Origin of the sequence: Streptomyces sp. NPDC001634 (assembly GCF_040298185.1) — a bacterium.
GTDB lineage: Bacteria > Actinomycetota > Actinomycetes > Streptomycetales > Streptomycetaceae > Streptomyces.
Map to the genome: position 1 here is coordinate 62,074 of NZ_JBEOZU010000044.1, position 18,337 is coordinate 80,410.

Genomic DNA, 18,337 nt, shown 5'->3' on the forward strand with positions numbered 1-18,337 from the left:
CCCTACAACCGCCCAATATCCCCCCGCCGCATCCGCGGAGCCCGCCGCGGCGGCACACACCCGCTCAACAGAATCAACCGCGCCGCCCGATGCCGCTGCCCCGCATACGGCTCAAGCAGCGACAACATCACGGAGTCGTCCGCATCCCGGTCCCCGGCCAGCGCATACCCCACGATCCCCGGCAGATGCAGATCCCCCACGGTCACCGAATCCGCCGCCCCATGACTGCGCTGCACGGTCTCCGCGGAAGTCCACGGCCCGATCCCGGGTACGACCTCCAGCCGCGCCTGCGCCTCCGCGGGCGACATCCCCACCGCCTGCTCCAGCCGCGCGGCGACCCGGACCGCCCGCAGGATCGTGGAAGCCCGCTTGTTGTCCACCCCGGCCCGGTGCCACTCCCACGACGGAATCAGCGCCCACGTCCGCGGCGCCGGCATCACATGCATCCGCCCCGGGGCGGGCCCCGGCGCCGGCTCCCCGTGCTTCCGTACGAGCAGCCGCCACGCCCGATACGCCTCGTCCGTCGTGACCTTCTGCTCCAGGACCGACGGAATCAGCGACTCCAGCACCAGCCCCGTCCGCGTCAGCCGCAGCCCCGGCCGCCGGTGCCGCGCCAGCGCGACCAGGCGGTGCCGTGGCTCGAACGCGTCGGGATCGTCCAAGGCACCGAGCATCTCGGGCAGTTTGTCCAGCAGCCACTCGGCCCCGGGCCCCCAGGCCTCCGCCTCGGCGACCCCGCCCCGGAGCGCGACCCGCAGGGTGCCCGGCCCCAGGGGCGTACGACTGGCCCGCCACACGGACCCGTCCGGCGTCGCCCGGAACGTCGGATCCGCGGGCCCGCGCCGCAACGGCCCGAGTACCAGCCCCAGGTCCAGCGGCCCGGGCGGGCTCCACGTCCGCCGCCGCCCCGGCGCCGCGCTCTGCCTCGGCACACCCTGGGGCACGACGACATGGCCACCGCGCACGGTCGTGGGGGTGGGGCGGGGAGAGAAGCGTCCGGCCACGGATGAGGTCCCGATGAAGTCCTGGCGAGATCCTGATGAGGTACTGATGAGGTCCTAGTGCGGTCTCAGTGCGTTCCTGGTGCTTTCCTGGTCATGCAAGGTGCGCATTAAGAGGGTAGGGCGCGCGCGGCCGACGTACCGGCGAGTTCCACGGTCAGGTGCCACACACCCCACACCACACCCCTCACCCCGCGCCGCACACCACTCACCGCACCTCGATGAACGCCTCCGGATCCCGCCCGGCCCGCGGCTTGGGCTCCTCGGCCGGGTGCCCCACCGCCACGGCTCCCATGGGCTCCCAGTTCTCCGGCAGCCCGAGCACCTCGCGTACGACGTCCCGGCAGAACATCGTCGATGACACCCATGCCGAGCCCAGCCGCTCCCCGGCGAGCGCGACAAGAAGGTTTTGCACACCCGCCCCGGTGGCGACCACGAACATCTCCCGCTCGGCCCCGTCCCGTCGCGCGTCGCCGTACGTGTGCGACCCGTCCATGACCATGCACGGAACGACGAGATACGGCGCATTGCGCAGCACGTCCCCGCGCCGGACCCGCTTCGCGATCGACTCCTCGGTCTTGCCGTCCCGCCGCAGGTCGGCGATCCACGCGTCCCGCATCGCGTCCAGCAGTCGCGTCCGGGACTCCTCGGACTCCAGGAGCACGAACCGCCATGGCGTCGTGTGGTGCGGCGCCGGCGCGGTGATGGCCGCGGCCACCGCGCGTCGTACGGCTCCGGGGTCCACGGGCTCGTCGGTGAAGGCCCGGACCGTACGCCGCTGGGTCACCGCCTCCCGGACCGCCTCGGACGTGCCCAGCCGGAACATGTCGTCGCGCGCGTCGCGCACCATCGCCCGCGCCCCCTCGCCGTCGTCCCCGGCCACGACGTGCGGCAGCCCGCGTACGACGGCGACGGGCAGCCCGGCGGCCTTGCCCTTGACCAGGTCACCGGCGGCGGCCAGTTCGTCGGCGGTGGCGACGACGGTCGCGCTCAGCGGATTGCCGTGCGCGTCGGTGCCGCCGCGCAGGTCGTCGAGTACGTGTACGCCCGCGGCCCCGATGGCGACGTCGGTGAGCCCGGCGCGCCACGGCCGCCCGAAGGTGTCCGTGACGATCACGCCGACCTCGACGCCGAGCGTGTCCCGCAGCCCCTCCCTGACGGCCCGCGCGGACGCGTCGGGGTCCTCGGGCAGCAACAGCACAGTGCCCGCGGGGGTGTTGGAGGCGTCGACGCCCGCGGCGGCCATCACCAGCCCCTGCCGGTTCTCGACGATCCTGAGCGGCCCGCGCCGGGCCACGACCCGCACGGTCTCCGCGTCGATGGCGGCCTCCCGGTCGTCCGCCCGGACGACGCGCCCCTCGGCCTTGGACACGATCTTCGAGGTGACGAGCAGCACGTCTCCGTCGACGAGACCGGGCTCCGTCGCGGCGATGACCTTGGCCAGGTCGTCGCCCTCACGGATCTCCGGCAGACCGGGCAGTGCCCACACCCGGTAACCGGGGGCGGCGCCGACAGCCCCGCCGTCCGCGGGTTCCCCTTCGCCGCCCGGAAGCCCGCCCTCGGCTCCCTCGAATCCGGACAGTCCGCTGCTCAAGCGCCCCGCACCTCCTCCGCCAGCGCCAGCGCCTCGCGGGCCATCCGGGCCGTCGCCTCCAGGTCGGTCATCATCAGCGGGACCGCGCGGCAGCGGATGCCCGCGGCCTCGACGCGTTCCACGGCGCCCGCGTCCACCGTGTCGACGAGCCAGCCGTCCAGCAGCCCCGAGCCGTAGTGCTCGGCGACCGCCGTGGCTGTCGACTCGACGCCGACCGCCGCGAGCACCTTGTCGGCCATGCCGCGCACGGGCGCGTCACCGACGATCGGGGACAGCCCAATCACCGGAACCCCGGCGTCCGCGATGGCCTCCCGGATGCCCGGCACGGCGAGGATCGTGCCGACGGAGACGATGGGGTTGGACGGCGGGAAGAGGATCACGTCCGCCTCGGCGATGGCCTCCAGGACGCCCGGCGCCGGCTTCGCCTGCTCGGCGCCGACCGGTACGACCGCCTCGGCCGGCACGGAGGCCCGCAGCCGCACCCAGTACTCCTGGAAGTGGATCGCCTTGCGTTCGCCGTCCACATCGACGGCTACATGGGTCTCCACTCGGTCGTCCGACATGGGGATGAGCCGGACCCCTGGCTTCCAGCGGTCGCACAGGGCCTCCGTCACCGCGCTGAGCGGATAGCCGGCGCTCAGCATCTGCGTCCGCACGATGTGCGTGGCGAAGTCACGGTCGCCCAGGCCGAACCATTCGGGTCCGACGCCGTACGCCGCGAGCTCCTCCTTCAGGTGGAAGGTCTCGTCGGCCCGCCCCCAGCCCTGTTCCTCGTTGATGCCGCCGCCGAGTGTGTACATCACCGTGTCGAGGTCCGGGCAGACCTTCAGCCCGAAGAGGTGAATGTCGTCGCCGGTGTTGCCGATGACCGTGATGTCCGCGTCGGGCACGGCCCGCTTGAGACCACGCAGAAACCGGGCACCGCCGATACCGCCTGCCAGAACCACAATGCGCATGGGAGCAAGTCTTGCAGGCGGGTACGACAACGGGTGACCCGGTTGGGGACGTTGTGGACGGGCACAGGCCCGCCGCGGTGCCCGCGCTCGGGCATGTCCCTGCCGAACGGGTCCGCCGGGTGCTGCCGCCGGGCTCAGGCGGTGACCGTGTCCACCGTGCTGCGCTCCGCCGCGCAGGCCCTCGAGTGCATCTGCATCTCGGTCAGCCCCGGGTAGTAGACGTGCAGGCTCACCGCCGGCTCCAGAGCGTCGTTCACCACTTCGTGCACAAATCCCGGCGCGAACACCCGCTGCGCCCCCGCACCCAACGCGCGGGTGGCGCGCTCCGTGCGCTCCGTGAGTGCGCCTTGCAGGACGGTCAGTACGCCGGACGAGCGCCCGTGGTCGTGCAGCCCGCTGCCCTGCCCTGGCACCCAGGACAGCAGCCACACCTCGTAGCCGGGGCCGGTGCGCAGCCGGTGGTACCAGCGAGAGGCCGCGTCGTAGCGCACGAGGTGCTCCCAGTGGGAGCGGTCGGCGGCGATGGAGCGGGCGAGGCCGACGAACTCGGAAACGGTGGCCGGGTGCTCGCGCGGCGGCTGGAGCAGATGCGGTACTTCGAGGATGTCGCCGGCGATCTGGAGGTCGCTGTCGCTGTTCATGGGGTGCGGTGGTTCCTCGGTGGGACGGTGCGGGGGGCTGGGTGTCGCGTGTCGTCCGCCCGGGTCACGGGCGCGGCGGGAGCCCTGGTACGGGCGGAGGGAACGACCGAGTCGCGTGGACTCAGAGTCGGCCGGAGCGCTGGCTCAACAGCCGGAACAGCAACAGCTACAGCTACAGCGAGCGCGGACAGCACCGTGGGACCCGGCGGAGCGGGTCGAGGTGAGTGCCGAGTTCGCGAGCATGCTCCCTAGGACATCGGTTCACACCATTGCTGTCAACTTGGCGTCCGGGATGTGCGAGATGTTTCACCTCATCCGGTTCATCTGACAGACGAAAGGTTTGTTCATGGGGGGCCGGGGACACATGGCGCACAACCGGGCGCGCAAACCCCGTTGCGATCTCGTGATCCGAATGTGATCCGGTTCGCTTCGCCGTTCGTGTCGGAACGAGATCGAACTTCTGGGCGTCCTTCCCTCTGAGGGGTCGGAGGCCTTCCCGGACCCCTGCCGAGTGTCAGGGTTTATGCCGATTTGAACACTTTCCGCATAGCCTTGGTTCCGCAGAGTGAATAAGGGGCCCAATAGCAGATCTCGGCTTGACTGGCCCGGATCGGCACACTTGTAATTTCACTCGTGTCGTTCAGCCGGATTCGGTAACGGCTACATCACGGGGACGCGAAAGACAGACGAGGGGCGCACATGACCGAGCTGGTGCAGCAACTGCTGGTCGACGACGCGGACGAGGAACTCGGCTGGCAGGAGCGCGCGCTGTGCGCCCAGACCGACCCCGAGTCCTTCTTCCCCGAGAAGGGCGGCTCCACCCGCGAGGCCAAGAAGGTCTGCCTCGCCTGTGAGGTCCGCTCGGAGTGCCTCGAATACGCGCTCGCCAACGACGAGCGGTTCGGCATCTGGGGCGGTCTGTCCGAGCGCGAGCGCCGCCGCCTCAAGAAGGCCGCCGTCTGACACGGGTGCGCCAGGAGACCACCGGCAAGCCCCGGCAACGCACACAATCTTCCCCAAGGGCGTCATGACGGCCCGTCGCAGGTGGGTTATCCACAGGCGGCGGGCCTCTGTGCTGCCCAGCCGATAGTGTGGTCGCTCGTCCGAGACGCCCCGCTGCCCCCGCAGGGCACAGGCGTCCACCGCAGTCCATCGAACCGGGGCCCGTACCTCGATGTCCGTGCACAGCCATACGGCAGCCCAGCAAGACGTTGCTGCCACAGCGGCGTTTGACCCGACCCGCCCGCCCGAGTTCCCGCGTCACGTGGTCACCGCGGTGCTCGTTGCCCACGACGGCGCCCGCTGGCTGCCCGACGCGCTCGCCGGGCTGCTCGGCCAGGAGCGCCCCGTGCAGAACGTCGTGGCGGCCGACACCGGCAGCGCGGACGACTCCGCCCCCCTGCTCACCGAGGCCCTCGGCGCCGATCGCGTCCTGCACCTGGCCCGGCGCACCGGTTTCGGCCAGGCCGTCGAGGAGGCGACCCGCTCGGCGGCGGTACTGACCCCCGACGACCTGCCCTACCTCAAGCGCCCCAGCGGCTGGGACCCCGTCACCCGCACCTGGCGGGACGAGGCGTACGACATGCCGGAGCTGCCGTACGGCGAGCCGGTGCACTGGCTCTGGCTCCTGCACGACGACTGCGCACCCGAACCCGACGCCCTGGCCCAGCTGCTGCGGGTCGTGGAGAACGAACTGGAGCTGGGCCGCGACGACGTGGCCGTCGTGGGCCCCAAGCTCCGCGGCTGGTACGACCGCAGGCAGCTCCTCGAGGTCGGCGTCACCATCGCCAACTCCGGCCGCCGCTGGACCGGCCTGGACCGCCGTGAACAGGACCAGGGCCAGCACGACCACGTCGGCCCGGTGCTGTCCGTGTCCACGGCCGGCATGCTGATCCGGCGCGATGTATACGAGCAGCTCGGCGGCTTCGACCGGCATCTGCCCCTGATGCGGGACGACGTCGACCTGTGCTGGCGCGCCCATGCCGCGGGCCACCGCGTCCTCGTCGCCCCCGAAGCGGTCGTACGACACGCCGAGGCCGCCTCCCGTGAGCGCCGCACCGTCGACTGTGTGGGCCGCACCGCGGCCTCCCCGCACAAGGTCGACAAGGCGGGCGCCGTCTACACCCTCCTCGTCAACGCCCGTACCGCACAGCTGCCCTGGATCCTGCTCCGCCTGGTCCTCGGCACCCTGCTGCGCACGGTGGCCTACCTCGTCGGAAAGGTGCCCGGACAGGCCGTCGACGAGATCCGCGGCCTGCTGGGCACCCTGCTGCGCCCCGAGCGGATCATCGCCGGGCGACGCAGACGAGGCCGCCCGCAGATCGACAAGGGTGAGCTGCGTCCGCTGTTCCCGCCGCCCGGAGCGACCGTCCGGGCCACCGTCGAACAGGTCGCAAGCAACCTGGTGGGCCGCTCCGACCCCGAGGTCTCCTCGGCCGGCCGGCACGGCGGCGCCGTGGAGTCCGGACCCGGCGGCGACGACGCCGACTTCCTGGAGGTCGAACAGTTCGCCCGGCTCAAGCGCATCGCCCGCAAGCCCGGGCCGATGCTCTTCGTCGTCCTCCTGGCCGTCTCCCTCGTCGCCTGCCGCGCTCTGCTCGGCGGTGGCGCGCTGGCGGGCGGCGCGCTGCTGCCCGCGCCTGCCGACTCCTCCGAGTTGTGGTCGCGGTATCTCGACGCCTGGCATCCGGTGGGCGCGGGCGGCACCCAGTCCGCGCCGCCCTATCTCGCGCTCGTCGCCATGCTCGCGAGCATCCTGTTCGGCTCCACCGGACTCGCGGTCACGGTGCTGCTCGTTTGCTCCGTACCGCTGGCCGGGTTCACCGCGTACTTCGCCTCGCGTCCGCTCGTCGAGTCGCGGCTGCTGCGCGCATGGGCGTCCGTTGCGTACGCCTTCCTGCCCGCCGCCACCGGCGCCCTCGCCGGAGGCCGCATCGGCACCGCGGTCCTCGCGATCCTGCTGCCGCTCATCGCGCGCGCGGGCATCGCGGCATCCGGGCTCGCCCACGCGTCCGGCGCGCGCGGCAGCTGGCGCGCCACCTGGGCGTACGCCCTGCTGCTGACGATCACCACCGCGTTCACGCCGATCGTGTGGCCGATCGCCCTGGTCCTGGGCCTCGCGCTGCTCGTGGTGCGCAGGAACGACATCGTCGCCCACGGGCTGCGCTTCCTCGCCCAGCTCGGCACCCCGCTGCTGGTGCTCGCCCCCTGGTCGCTGTCGCTGCTGCCGTTCGGCTTCTTCAAGGAGGCCGGTCTCGCGTACGGCAAGAGCGCCGCCTCCGCCTCCGACCTGCTCGGCGCGAGCCCCGGCGGCCCCGGTACCGTCAGCGGGCTGATGCTCACCGGCGTCGTCCTGGCCGCGCTGGCAGCCCTGATGCGCTCCGAGCGCCAGGCGGGCATCTGGACGGCATGGGCCGTCGCCCTGGTGGCGCTCGTCTTCGCAGTCCTGTCCAACGGCTCCGCATGGGCCGGACCCGCGACCCTTGTCTACGGGCTCGCGCTCCTGGCCGCCGCCGTCATCGGCGCGGACGGCGCACGCGCGCGCGTGGCCGAGCAGAACTTCGGCTGGCGCCAGCCGGTCGCCGCGCTCATCGCATTCGCCTCCGCGGCCGGTCCGCTGCTCATCGCCGCCGGCTGGATGATCCGCGGCGCCGACGGGCCCCTGGAGCGCCGCGACCCCGTGCAGGTCCCCGCGTTCGTCGCCGAGGAAGGCGGCACCAGCGACCAGGCCCGCACCCTCGTCCTCGACGGCGCCTCCACCGCGCGCGTGGGCTACATCCTGGTCCGCGGCTCCGGCGCCCGCCTCGGTGACGGCGAACTCGCCACGGAGGACGGCGAGAACAAGAAACTCGACAAGGTCGTCGCCAACCTCGTGGCGGGTTCCGGCGCCGACCAGGCCGACGAACTCGGCGGCTTCGCCGTGCGCTACGTCCTCGTCCGCAAGGGCGCGCCCCGCGAGATCAGCCGTGTCCTGGACGCCACGCCCGGCCTGACCCGGCTCAGCCAGCAGGACGGCAGCGCCCTGTGGCGCGTTGACCGCCAGGTCTCCCGCGCCGCGATCGTCACCTCCGCCGCCGCACCGCAGTCCGTCGCGGCCGGCCCCGTGGAGATCCACACCAAGATCCCCACCGGCACCGCGGGCCGTGTCCTGCGGATCGCCGACACCGCCGACGCGGGCTGGACCGCGACCCTGGACGGCAAGCCGCTGACCCGCACCACGGTCGACGGCTGGGCCCAGGGCTTCGAACTGCCCGACTCCGGCGGCACGTTGGACGTCACGTACAACACGCCGTTCGGCCACACCGCCTGGCTGTGGGCGCAGGGCGCGCTCGCCGTCGTCCTCGTGGTGCTCGCGCTGCCCGGCCGCCGCCGGGACGTCGACGACGACCTCCCCGAGGAGCGCCTCGTGCCCGCGCAGGACACCACGGGCGAGGGCCGCCGCGCCCGCCGCCTGCGCGCCCAGGCCGAGGCCGAGTCGGAAGGGGCCGCGCAGGACGCCGACACCCTGCCTCCTCCTGAGGAGGCCCCGGCCGCTGCGATCCCGCAGCAGCAGGCGTACGACGCATGGGACTCGACGGGCTACCAGGGCACCGAGTACGGCTCGTACGGCGGCGAGGAGTACCAGGGCGTCCAGGGGTACGCGCCGGGCACGTACGAACAGCAGCCGTACCAGGCCGACCCCTACCAGGGCGCCCAGTACGACCCGTACGGCTACGGGAACACGGCGCCGTACGACCCGACGTACACCCAGGGCTATGCAGCGCCGTACGACCCGGCGCACGGCACCGACAGTGAGCGCCCCGACGGGAGCCAGCAGTGAACCGCACGACCCTGTCCCTGATCGCCGGCGTGACCGCGCTCGCCGCCGTCACCGGATTCGCCGCGCTCGACACACCGACCGCGTCCGGCAGCGGCACCGCGAAGACGGCTGCCCGGCTGCCCGTGGAGCAGACCCGGCTGCTGTGCCCCGAACCGAGCACTTCCGAGATCGCCGACACCACCTACACGTCCTTCACGCCCGTCTCGAATGGCACGAACAGCAGCGGCAAGGCCGAACTCAAGGCGGCGGACGCGCAGTCGGCGGACGGCTCGGGCCCCAGCCCCAACCCCAGCCCCAACCCCAGCTCCAGCGCGGGCTCCGGAAAGAGCGGCAAGAGCGGCAAGAGCGGCAAGACCGCCAAGAGCAAGAATCAGAGTCAGTCCAGTGCGCCGACCGTGACCCCCAAGGAGCCCGGCACCCCGGTCACCGGGAACGGGTCGGGCGCCGACACGCCCGCGCTCATCGGCACCGCCACGGGCCGGTTCGCGCCCGGCTGGACGGTCCAGGAGACCACGGCGGTCGCCGCCGGTACGGGGCGCGGGCTGCTCGGTACCAACTGCACCGCCCCGGACACCGAGTTCTGGTTCCCGGGCGCCAGTACCGCCGCCTCGCGCACGGACTACGTGCACCTGACGAACCCCGACGACTCCGCCGCGGTCGTCGACATCGAGCTGTACGGCAAGGACGGCAACCTCAAGTCGACGGTCGGCGAGGGCATCACCATCCAGCCGCACTCCAGCGATCCGGTCCTGCTGTCCACGCTCACCGATGCGCAGGAGGCCGACCTCACGGTGCATGTGAGCGTCCGCAGCGGCCGGGTCGCCGCCGCCGTGCAGGCTCTCGACGACAAGCTGGGCGGCGACTGGCTGGCCGCCTCCACGGACCCCGCGGCCTCCCTGGTGCTGCCCGGCATCCCCAAGGACGCCACGGACGTCCGCCTGGTCGCCTTCGTGCCCGGCGACGGCGACGCCGACCTCAAGGTGCGTCTGGCCTCGCCCTCCGGGGAGATCACCCCGGCCGGGAACGAGACCCTGCATGTGAAGGCGGGCATGACCACGGCCGTCGACCTCGGCGACGTCACGCGTGGCGAGGCGGGCTCCCTGGTGCTGACGCCCGGCGACACCTCCGTGCCCGTCGTGGCCGCCCTGCGGGTGGTCCGCGGCAAGGGCGACAAGCAGGAGTCGGCGTTCATCCCGGCCACCGCGCCGGTCGGCACGCGCGCGTCGGTCGCCGACAACAGCGCCAAGGGCACCACGCTCGCGCTGACCGCGCCGGTCGGCACGGCCACGGTCAAGGTCACCGCGTCCGCGGGCAGCGAAGGCGGCACGGCGGTGACGAAGGAGTACACGATCAAGGGCGGCACCACGCAGAGCGTGGACGCGCCCGTGCCGAGCGGCCTCAAGGGCACGTACGCGCTGACCGTCGAGCCGGTCTCCGGAGGCCCCGTCTACGGTGCGCGCACCCTCCAGACGACCCTGGAGGGCCTGCAAGCGTTCACGGTGCAGACCCTCCCGGACGACCGCGGGACGGTGGCGGTGCCGGAGGCGGACCAGGACCTGTCGGTGCTGCTGAAGAAGTGACCGTCCGAGGGCCTGAACGAGTAAGTGACGCCCGGGGGCGTGAACGAGTAAGTGACGGTCCCGGGGGACGGATGAGGAAGTGACGGTCCCGGGAGACGGATCAGTCCTGGCCGTACCCGGGGATCAGTCCTCGCCGTAGCGCGGGTCCACCGTCTCCGGAGTGAGCCCCAGCAGCTCCGCCACCTGCTCCACGACCACCTCGTGGACCAGGGCGGCCCGCTCGTCGCGGCCCTTGGTGCGGATCTCGACCGGGCGGCGGTAGACGACCACACGCGCCCGGCGGCCCTCGCGCGCCGGGATCGTGCCCCCGAGGGGCACCGCCTCGTCGCTCCAGCCCGCGCCGGGGCCGTCGAGACGGGGGACCTCCAGGACCAGGAAGTCGATGTCGGCAAGCTGCGGCCAGCGCCGCTCCAGACGCTCCACCGAGTCCTGCACCAGGTCCGCGAACGCCTCGGCGCGGCTCGCGGCGAGCGGCACCTGGGGCGGCGCGATGGGGCCGCGCATGCCTCTTCCGTGGCGGTCACGGCGGCGGGGTCCGGGTGCGGCGGCGCGGGGCGGTACGGGGCTGTCCATCACTGACGAAGCGTAGTCCTCGCCGGGGTCCCGCGCCCGGCCCCACGCGGCCACGCCCCCTCGACCGCGCACTGTCCAACCGGCTCGCCGGGGCCGGCCGCTGCCGGACGTGTGCCGAGGCCGTACGGCATGTCGCAGGATGACCATTTCAGCCAAGCTTGGGCTCGATTCCGTATCTTCCGAGACCGCCGACCTCATGAAAATTGACGAGGTATGTACCAAGTGGTGACCGGATTCAGGGCTGTCCCGCATCTCGTCGCAGGGTGTCCATGCAGGTCAGTGAGGCGGGTGCGAAGGGCCCTGTGGGGCGTTTCACAGCACGACACGGTGGAGTGACCTGGGGGAGAGTCGTCGCGGCCCGCTCAAGAGTGCGGTACCGTCCAACGTCGTGAGCCCTGTACGTCGCTGTTCGCGCACCGCTTGCGGCCGACCCGCCGTCGCGACGCTGACGTACGTCTACGCCGACTCGACCGCGGTCCTCGGCCCGCTCGCCACCTACGCCGAACCCCACTGCTACGACCTGTGCGCCGAGCACTCCGAGCGCCTGACCGCGCCGCGCGGCTGGGAGGTCGTCCGGCTCCTGGACGGCTCGGCTCCCGCGCGTCCCAGCGGCGACGACCTGGAAGCCCTTGCCAACGCGGTGCGCGAGGCGGCACGTCCGCAGCAGCGTGCGGCCGAGGCGGGCGGCGGCAGCGCTCGTACGGCGGATCCGATGGAGGTCGCGCGCCGCGGCCACCTGCGGGTGCTGCGCTCGCCGGACAACTGAGCTCCTGCGTACGGCGGTTGGGCCGCTTCTCCTTCTTTCCGTTTCCGTGAACGTCGCACGCTCAACGGCCGTTGCGCTGTTGCCGGGAACCTGTGTGCCGGGTGAGCCCCGGTATGAACTTCGTTGGAACTGTCGGCCCAGTACATGGGAGCCCCCGCCAGGGGTCCGTCCCAGCAGGTAGTTTGGGGTCAACGTTAAGAACTCAGGAGGGTTGGCCGTGGCTGATCTGTCGCAGATCGTGAAGGCGTACGACGTGCGCGGGGTGGTCCCGGACCAGTGGGACGAGTCGCTGGCCGAGCTCTTCGGGGCGGCCTTCGCACAGGTGACGGGCGCGGACGCGATCGTGATCGGCCACGACATGCGGCCCTCGTCGCCCGGGCTTTCGCGTGCCTTCGCACGCGGAGCGTCGAACCGCGGCGTCGACGTCACCGAGATCGGCCTGTGTTCGACGGACCAGCTGTACTACGCATCGGGCGCGTTCAACCTGCCGGGCGCCATGTTCACCGCCTCGCACAACCCGGCCAAGTACAACGGCATCAAGATGTGCCGCGCGGGCGCCGCCCCGGTCGGTCAGGACACCGGTCTCACCGAGATCCGCGCACTGGTCGAGCAGTGGGTGGAGTCGGGCGCCCCGGAGCCGGTGGAAACGCCGGGAACGATCACGCAGCGCGACACGTTGGACGACTACGCGGCGCACCTGCGCTCCCTCGTCGACCTGACCTCCATCCGCCGCCTGAAGGTCGTTGTGGACGCGGGCAACGGCATGGGCGGGCACACCGTGCCGACCGTCTTCGCCGGGCTGCCGATCGACCTGGTCCCGATGTACTTCGAGCTGGACGGCACGTTCCCGAACCACGAGGCCAACCCGCTCGACCCGAAGAACATCGTCGACCTGCAGAAGCGCGTGCGCGAGGAGCGCGCCGACATCGGCATCGCCTTCGACGGCGACGCCGACCGCTGCTTCGTCGTCGACGAGCACGGCGACCCGGTCTCGCCGTCCGCGATCACGGCACTGGTCGCCGCGCGCGAACTGGCCAAGCACGGCAACGAGGGCGTGATCATCCACAACCTGATCACGTCGTGGTCGGTGCCCGAGGTCGTACGCGAGCACGGCGGTACGCCGGTGCGCACGCGCGTGGGCCACTCCTTCATCAAGGCCGAGATGGCGCGCAGCGGTGCGATCTTCGGTGGTGAGCACTCCGCGCACTACTACTTCAAGGACTTCTGGAACGCCGACACGGGCATGCTGGCCGCCCTGCACGTCCTGGCGGCCCTCGGCGGCCAGGACGGCCCGCTGTCGGAACTGGTCGACGAGTACGACCGCTATGTCGGCTCCGGCGAGATCAACTCCACGGTCGACGACCAGCAGGCCCGTCTCGCCGCGATCAAGGCGACGTACGAGGGCCGCGAGGGCATCGAGATCGACGAGCTGGACGGCCTGACCGTCTCGTCCGCCGACTCGTGGTTCAACGTCCGCCCGTCCAACACGGAGCCTCTGCTCCGTCTGAACGCGGAGGCGAAGGACGAGGCGACCATGGCGAAGATCCGCGACGAGGTGCTGGAGATCATCCGCGGCTGACACCCCGCCGCGCGGACTCGCCCCTCTCCTGCCGGAAGGTTCACCTTCTCCTGCCGGGGAGGGCGGGTCCGACCCCGCCCAACCCCCGCATGCCGCCCCCCACAGCGGTAGTCTGACCAGGTCAAGCGCATTCGTTTCGAAGGGACCTCTCATGCCGCTCGAAGCCGGTCTCCTGGAGATCCTCGCCTGCCCGGCGTGCCACGCCCCCCTCAAGGAGGAGGAGAGCGAGCTGGTCTGCACCGGCCAGGACTGCGGCCTCGCCTACCCCGTCCGGGACGGCATTCCGGTCCTGCTCGTCGACGAGGCCCGCCGCCCCGCGTAACGCACCGGCGATCGGAGGCTGCCGACCATGCTCGACGAATCGCTGCTCGACGACCCCGAGGCGCTGGCGCGCGCCGACCGCCGCGCACTGCTGCGCGGCGCCGCCGAGGCGGGCGCCCGGGTCCGCACCGCCGTACGGTTCGCCGCCGAGGCGGGGGTCAACGAGCTGAAGCCCGACGGCCGCCCCCGTGCCGTACTCATGGCAGGCCCCGGCACCGCGTCCGTGGGCGTTGCCGAACTGCTCGACACCCTCGCCGGTGCCGCCTGCCCGGTCACCCGCATCCACCCCACCGGCGTCGCCCCCGCCGCAGGGGCACTGCGCTGGGAGCTGCCCGGCTGGGCGGGCCCCGTCGACCTCCTGCTGATCGCCACGCCCGACGGCACCGAACCGGGCCTGTCGATCCTGGTCGAGCAGGCCTACCGCCGCGGTTGCACCGTCGTCGCCGTGGCCCCGGCCCGTTCCCCGATCACGGATGCCGTGTCCGGCGCCCACGGCCTGTTCGTCCCGATGGCGACCGCCCCGTACGAGCCGGAGGAACCCTTCGCCGCGTCCGCGCCCGGCGTCCTGTGGGCCCTGCTCACCCCGCTGCTCGCCCTCCTGGACCGCACCGGGCTGCTCTCCGCGCCGCCCGACGTCCTGGAGAAGGTCGCCAACCGCCTCGACCAGGTCGCCGAACGCTGTGGCCCGGCCATCGCGACCTACAGCAACCCCGCGAAGAACCTCGCCGCCGAACTGGCCGAATCCCTCCCGGTGATCTGGACGGAGGGCGTCTCCGCCGCGCCGGCCGGGCGCCGTTTCGCCGCCGCGCTCGCGGAGCTGGCCGGCCGCCCTGCTCTGACCGCGCAGCTCCCCGAGGCGCTCGCCTCGCACAGCGTCCTGCTCTCGGGCGCACTCGCCGCAGGCGCCGACCCCGACGACTTCTTCCGCGACCGCGTCGAGGAAGCACAGGCCCTGCACGCGCGCGTGGTGCTCCTTCGCGACCGCCCGATCGGCGGCCTGAGCGCGGCCCCCGCTGCACGCGAGCTGGCCCTCAGCCACGACACGGCGATCAGCGAACTCGAACCGGACGACGGCGACGAGCTGGAAACCCTCGCGGAGCTGATCGCCATCACGGATTTCGCCGCCGTTTACGTGGCGCTCGCTTCGGGGGCCTGATCTTGGCTCACGCCTTCTGACCAGCACCCACCGAGCAGCGTACGTACGGAGAAAAGACACCCATGGATCGCCTCGACAACACCATCCGCCCCTACGCCTGGGGCTCGACCACTGCCATCCCGCAGCTCCTCGGCGTGGAGCCGTCCGGTGAGCCGCAGGCCGAGATGTGGATGGGCGCCCACCCGGGCGCACCCTCGCGCACCCCGCGGGGACCCCTCAACGAGGTGATCGACGAGGCACCGGAACGCGAGTTGGGGAGTCAGGCGGTCGCCAAGTTCGGCCCCCGGCTGCCCTTCCTGCTGAAGGTGCTTGCGGCCGCCGCCCCGCTCTCCCTTCAGGTGCACCCCAACCTGGAGCAGGCCCGGGAGGGGTACGAGGACGAGGAGCGCCGCGGCATCCCCATCGACGCGCCCCACCGCAACTACAAGGACGCCAACCACAAGCCCGAGCTGATCTGCGCCCTCACCGAGTTCGACGGCCTGTGCGGCTTCCGTGCACCCGACGCCGCCGCCGATCTGCTCGCGGGCCTCGACGTCGACTCCCTCAAGCCATACGTCGACCTGCTGCGCGCACATCCCGAGGAAGCCGCCCTGCGCGAGGTCCTCACCGCCGTACTCAGCGCCGACCCCGAGGACATGGCCCGCACGGTCGGCCAGGCCGCTGCCGCCTGCGAGCGCCTCGGCGGCGACTACGCCCCGTACGCGGACATCGCCCGCCACTACCCCGGCGACCCCGGCGTGATCGCGGCCATGCTTCTCAACCGGGTGCGGCTGCAGCCCGGCGAGGCCCTCTTCCTCGGCGCCGGCGTCCCGCACGCCTACCTGAACGGCCTCGGCGTCGAGATCATGGCCAACTCCGACAACGTCCTGCGCTGCGGACTGACTCCCAAGCACGTCGATGTCCCCGAGCTGCTGCGCATCGTCCGCTTCGAGGCGAGCGACCCCGGCATCCTGCGTCCGGAGGCGTCCCCCGACGGCGAGGAGCTCTACGAGACCCCGATCGACGAGTTCCGCCTGTCCCGGTACGTCCTTGCGGAGGGCGCCGCCCCGCAGGTCCTCACCCGCGGGACCCCGCAGATCCTGCTGTGCACGGCGGGTGTCGTGCGCGTCGGGGAAGACGTGCTCGTCCCTGGCGACTCGGTCTTCGTCCCGGCGGATGAAAAGACCGAAGTGTCCGGGGGCGGCACGCTCTTCCGGGCCACGGTCGTCGTCTGACCCGGAGGCGTCCGCGGTCGCGGCAACGGTCCGGCGCAGGCGTGTCGGACGCTGCTGCAACAATGGCCCACCGGCAAAGGACGGGCAAAGCCCGGGACCGCGTACGCACGGACGTGGTTCCTGGGCCGGACGGCTACGAAGGGACAACGCGAACTCATGAGCGCGTCAGGCGGCACCAGGGCGATCGTGGCGGCACTCGGCGCCAACCTCGCGATCGCGGCATCGAAGTTCGTGGCGTTCGCCTTCAGCGGCTCCTCGTCGATGCTCGCCGAGGGCGTCCACTCGCTCGCCGACTCCGGCAACCAGTTCCTGCTGCTGATCGGCGGCAAGCGCGCCCAGCGCGAGGCGACCCCGCAACACCCGTTCGGCTACGGCCGCGAGCGCTTCATCTACGCCTTCCTCGTCTCGATCGTCCTGTTCTCGGTCGGCGGCATGTTCGCCATCTACGAGGGCTACGAGAAGATCCTGCACCCGCATGAGCTGGAGCACTGGTACTGGCCGGTGGGCGTGCTCGTGTTCGCGATAGTCGCCGAGGGCTTCTCCTTCCGCACGGCCATCAAGGAGTCCAACGAACTGCGCGGCACGCTGTCCTGGGCGCAGTTCATCCGCCGTGCCAAGGCGCCCGAGCTGCCGGTCGTCCTCCTGGAGGACTTCGGCGCGCTGATCGGTCTGGTCCTCGCGCTCTTCGGCGTCGGCCTCTCTCTGCTCACCGGCGACGGCGTCTGGGACGGCATCGGCACCGTCTGCATCGGTGTGCTCCTCGTCCTGATCGCCCTCGTCCTCGCCGCCGAGACCAAGTCCCTGCTCCTCGGGGAGGCGGCGGGCGTCGAGGTGGTCAAGAAGATCGAGGCCGCGATGGTCGACGGTGACACGGTCACCGGCATCATCCACATGCGCACGCTCCACCTCGGCCCCGAGGAACTGCTGATCGCCGCCAAGATCGCCGTCCAGCACGACGACACGGCCGCGGAGGTCGCCTCCGCGATCAACGCTGCCGAGGCCCGCATCCGTGCCGCAGTCCCGATCGCCCGCGTCATCTACCTCGAACCGGACATCTACAGCGAGGCGGAAGCGGCCAAGGGCCCGGACCCCGAGGCGACGCCCGGGGGGCCCGCGCAGACGGCCGGACACTGAGCCGCGCCACGCGATCCATCAGCAGTTCCCCCTGCGGGCACGCCCAGCCGCCTCCGTGATCGGCGCGATGTGTCCGGAGGCGGACTGGGGACGGCTGGGTCGTCCGGTGTAGCTTGGGACGGAGCCAGACGTCGCTGCTGATGGCGGTCGGGCGGCCCACCGAGGGCCGGCCGAGGGAGAGAGGGCCTCCGACGGACTGCGCTGCGCGCACGTGGGCATGCCTGTGTCCTCTTTCGGGCACCCCTGTGTCCGCCGCCGCGCAGACCAGCCGTACCCACCTCGACCCGAATCCGAGGAGCAGCTCTCAATGACGACTGTCGAGAACCGACAGGACTTCAAGGTCGCCGACCTCTCACTGGCCGAGTTCGGCCGCAAGGAGATCACCCTCGCCGAGCACGAGATGCCCGGTCTGATGGCGATCCGCGAGGAGTACGCCGAGGCGCAGCCGCTGGCCGGCGCCCGCGTCACCGGCTCCCTGCACATGACCGTCCAGACCGCCGTGCTCATCGAGACCCTGGTGGCCCTGGGCGCGCAGGTCCGCTGGGCCTCCTGCAACATCTTCTCCACCCAGGACCACGCGGCCGCCGCCATCGCCGTCGGCCCGAACGGCACGCCCGACAACCCGCAGGGCGTTCCCGTCTTCGCCTGGAAGGGCGAGACCCTCCAGGAGTACTGGTGGTGCACGGAGCAGGCGCTGACCTGGCCGGACAGCCCCACTGGCGGCCCGAACATGATCCTGGACGACGGCGGTGACGCCACCCTCCTCGTCCACAAGGGCGTCGAGTACGAGAAGGACGGCAAGGTCCCGGACATCGAGACCGCCGAGTCCGACGAGCACCGCGTCATCCTGCAGCTGCTCCACCGCACCCTGGGCGAGAACCCCCAGAAGTGGACCCAGCTGGCCTCCGAGATCCGTGGGGTGACCGAGGAGACCACGACCGGTGTGCACCGTCTGTACGAGATGCAGCGCGATGGCGTCCTCCTGTTCCCGGCGATCAACGTC

Annotated in this window: 15 protein-coding genes; 10 read left to right on the plus strand and 5 right to left on the minus strand. The window is 71.9% G+C overall.

The window, feature by feature from the left end:
• Nucleotides 1-2: 2 nt before the first annotated feature.
• From ABT186_RS27270 to ABT186_RS27285, 4 genes are all read right to left on the minus strand, one after another.
• Nucleotides 3-1,004 carry a DNA-3-methyladenine glycosylase family protein gene (locus tag ABT186_RS27270; protein ID WP_351234263.1) on the minus strand — a complete coding sequence of 334 codons (1,002 nt, stop codon included), beginning with the start codon at nucleotides 1,002-1,004 and terminating at the stop codon, nucleotides 3-5.
• Nucleotides 1,005-1,209: 205 nt separating this feature from the next.
• The gene (locus tag ABT186_RS27275; RefSeq protein WP_351927288.1) at nucleotides 1,210-2,595 is read right to left on the minus strand and encodes a coenzyme F420-0:L-glutamate ligase; all 1,386 of its coding nucleotides are present in this window, start codon (nucleotides 2,593-2,595) and stop codon (nucleotides 1,210-1,212) included.
• Nucleotides 2,592-3,551, minus strand: a complete 960-nt coding sequence (gene cofD / locus ABT186_RS27280; protein WP_351234267.1) for a 2-phospho-L-lactate transferase — start codon at nucleotides 3,549-3,551, stop codon at nucleotides 2,592-2,594. Before cofD ends, ABT186_RS27275 begins: the two co-directional genes overlap by 4 nt.
• Before the next feature lie 134 nt (nucleotides 3,552-3,685).
• Nucleotides 3,686-4,192, minus strand: a complete 507-nt coding sequence (locus ABT186_RS27285; protein ID WP_351234269.1) for a cysteine dioxygenase — start codon at nucleotides 4,190-4,192, stop codon at nucleotides 3,686-3,688.
• Between the two features lie 699 nt (nucleotides 4,193-4,891).
• Between ABT186_RS27285 and ABT186_RS27290 the strand changes: the two genes are divergently transcribed.
• The 3 genes from ABT186_RS27290 to ABT186_RS27300 all read left to right on the plus strand — a co-directional run bounded on the left by ABT186_RS27290 (nucleotide 4,892) and on the right by ABT186_RS27300 (nucleotide 10,591).
• The gene (locus ABT186_RS27290) at nucleotides 4,892-5,155 is read left to right on the plus strand and encodes a WhiB family transcriptional regulator (RefSeq protein ID WP_003975777.1); all 264 of its coding nucleotides are present in this window, start codon (nucleotides 4,892-4,894) and stop codon (nucleotides 5,153-5,155) included.
• A 211-nt stretch (nucleotides 5,156-5,366) separates the two neighbouring features.
• Nucleotides 5,367-9,011 carry a glycosyltransferase gene (locus tag ABT186_RS27295; RefSeq protein ID WP_351927290.1) on the plus strand — a complete coding sequence of 1,215 codons (3,645 nt, stop codon included), beginning with the start codon at nucleotides 5,367-5,369 and terminating at the stop codon, nucleotides 9,009-9,011.
• The gene (locus tag ABT186_RS27300) at nucleotides 9,008-10,591 is read left to right on the plus strand and encodes a DUF5719 family protein (protein WP_351927292.1); all 1,584 of its coding nucleotides are present in this window, start codon (nucleotides 9,008-9,010) and stop codon (nucleotides 10,589-10,591) included. Before ABT186_RS27295 ends, ABT186_RS27300 begins: the two co-directional genes overlap by 4 nt.
• A 123-nt stretch (nucleotides 10,592-10,714) precedes the next feature.
• Here ABT186_RS27300 and ABT186_RS27305 read toward each other — a convergent pair whose 3' ends face one another.
• Nucleotides 10,715-11,164 carry a metallopeptidase family protein gene (locus ABT186_RS27305; protein WP_351234286.1) on the minus strand — a complete coding sequence of 150 codons (450 nt, stop codon included), beginning with the start codon at nucleotides 11,162-11,164 and terminating at the stop codon, nucleotides 10,715-10,717.
• Nucleotides 11,165-11,552: 388 nt separating this feature from the next.
• On the opposite strand from ABT186_RS27305, the gene ABT186_RS27310 reads away from it, so the two are divergent.
• From ABT186_RS27310 to ABT186_RS27340, 7 genes are all read left to right on the plus strand, one after another.
• Nucleotides 11,553-11,930 (plus strand): DUF3499 domain-containing protein, encoded by a 378-nt coding sequence (locus ABT186_RS27310; RefSeq protein WP_234511851.1) that lies wholly within the window; start codon nucleotides 11,553-11,555, stop codon nucleotides 11,928-11,930.
• A gap of 211 nt (nucleotides 11,931-12,141) precedes the next feature.
• Nucleotides 12,142-13,509 carry a phosphomannomutase/phosphoglucomutase gene (locus ABT186_RS27315; protein WP_351927294.1) on the plus strand — a complete coding sequence of 456 codons (1,368 nt, stop codon included), beginning with the start codon at nucleotides 12,142-12,144 and terminating at the stop codon, nucleotides 13,507-13,509.
• Between the two features lie 151 nt (nucleotides 13,510-13,660).
• Complete coding sequence (locus tag ABT186_RS27320; RefSeq protein ID WP_079102319.1) at nucleotides 13,661-13,831, plus strand: Trm112 family protein; 171 nt, start codon at nucleotides 13,661-13,663, stop codon at nucleotides 13,829-13,831.
• 27 nt (nucleotides 13,832-13,858) lie between these two features.
• A complete protein-coding gene (locus tag ABT186_RS27325; RefSeq protein WP_351234278.1) occupies nucleotides 13,859-14,986 on the plus strand; it encodes an SIS domain-containing protein in 1,128 nt (375 codons plus the stop codon).
• 62 nt (nucleotides 14,987-15,048) lie between these two features.
• Nucleotides 15,049-16,200: a mannose-6-phosphate isomerase, class I gene (gene manA, locus ABT186_RS27330; RefSeq protein ID WP_351927296.1), complete on the plus strand. Its 1,152-nt coding sequence runs from the start codon at nucleotides 15,049-15,051 to the stop codon at nucleotides 16,198-16,200.
• A 156-nt stretch (nucleotides 16,201-16,356) separates the two neighbouring features.
• Nucleotides 16,357-17,334: a cation diffusion facilitator family transporter gene (locus ABT186_RS27335; RefSeq protein WP_351234282.1), complete on the plus strand. Its 978-nt coding sequence runs from the start codon at nucleotides 16,357-16,359 to the stop codon at nucleotides 17,332-17,334.
• 307 nt (nucleotides 17,335-17,641) lie between these two features.
• Nucleotides 17,642-18,337 (plus strand): adenosylhomocysteinase (locus ABT186_RS27340; RefSeq protein ID WP_351927298.1); only part of this gene is annotated, 696 nt, incomplete at its 3' end.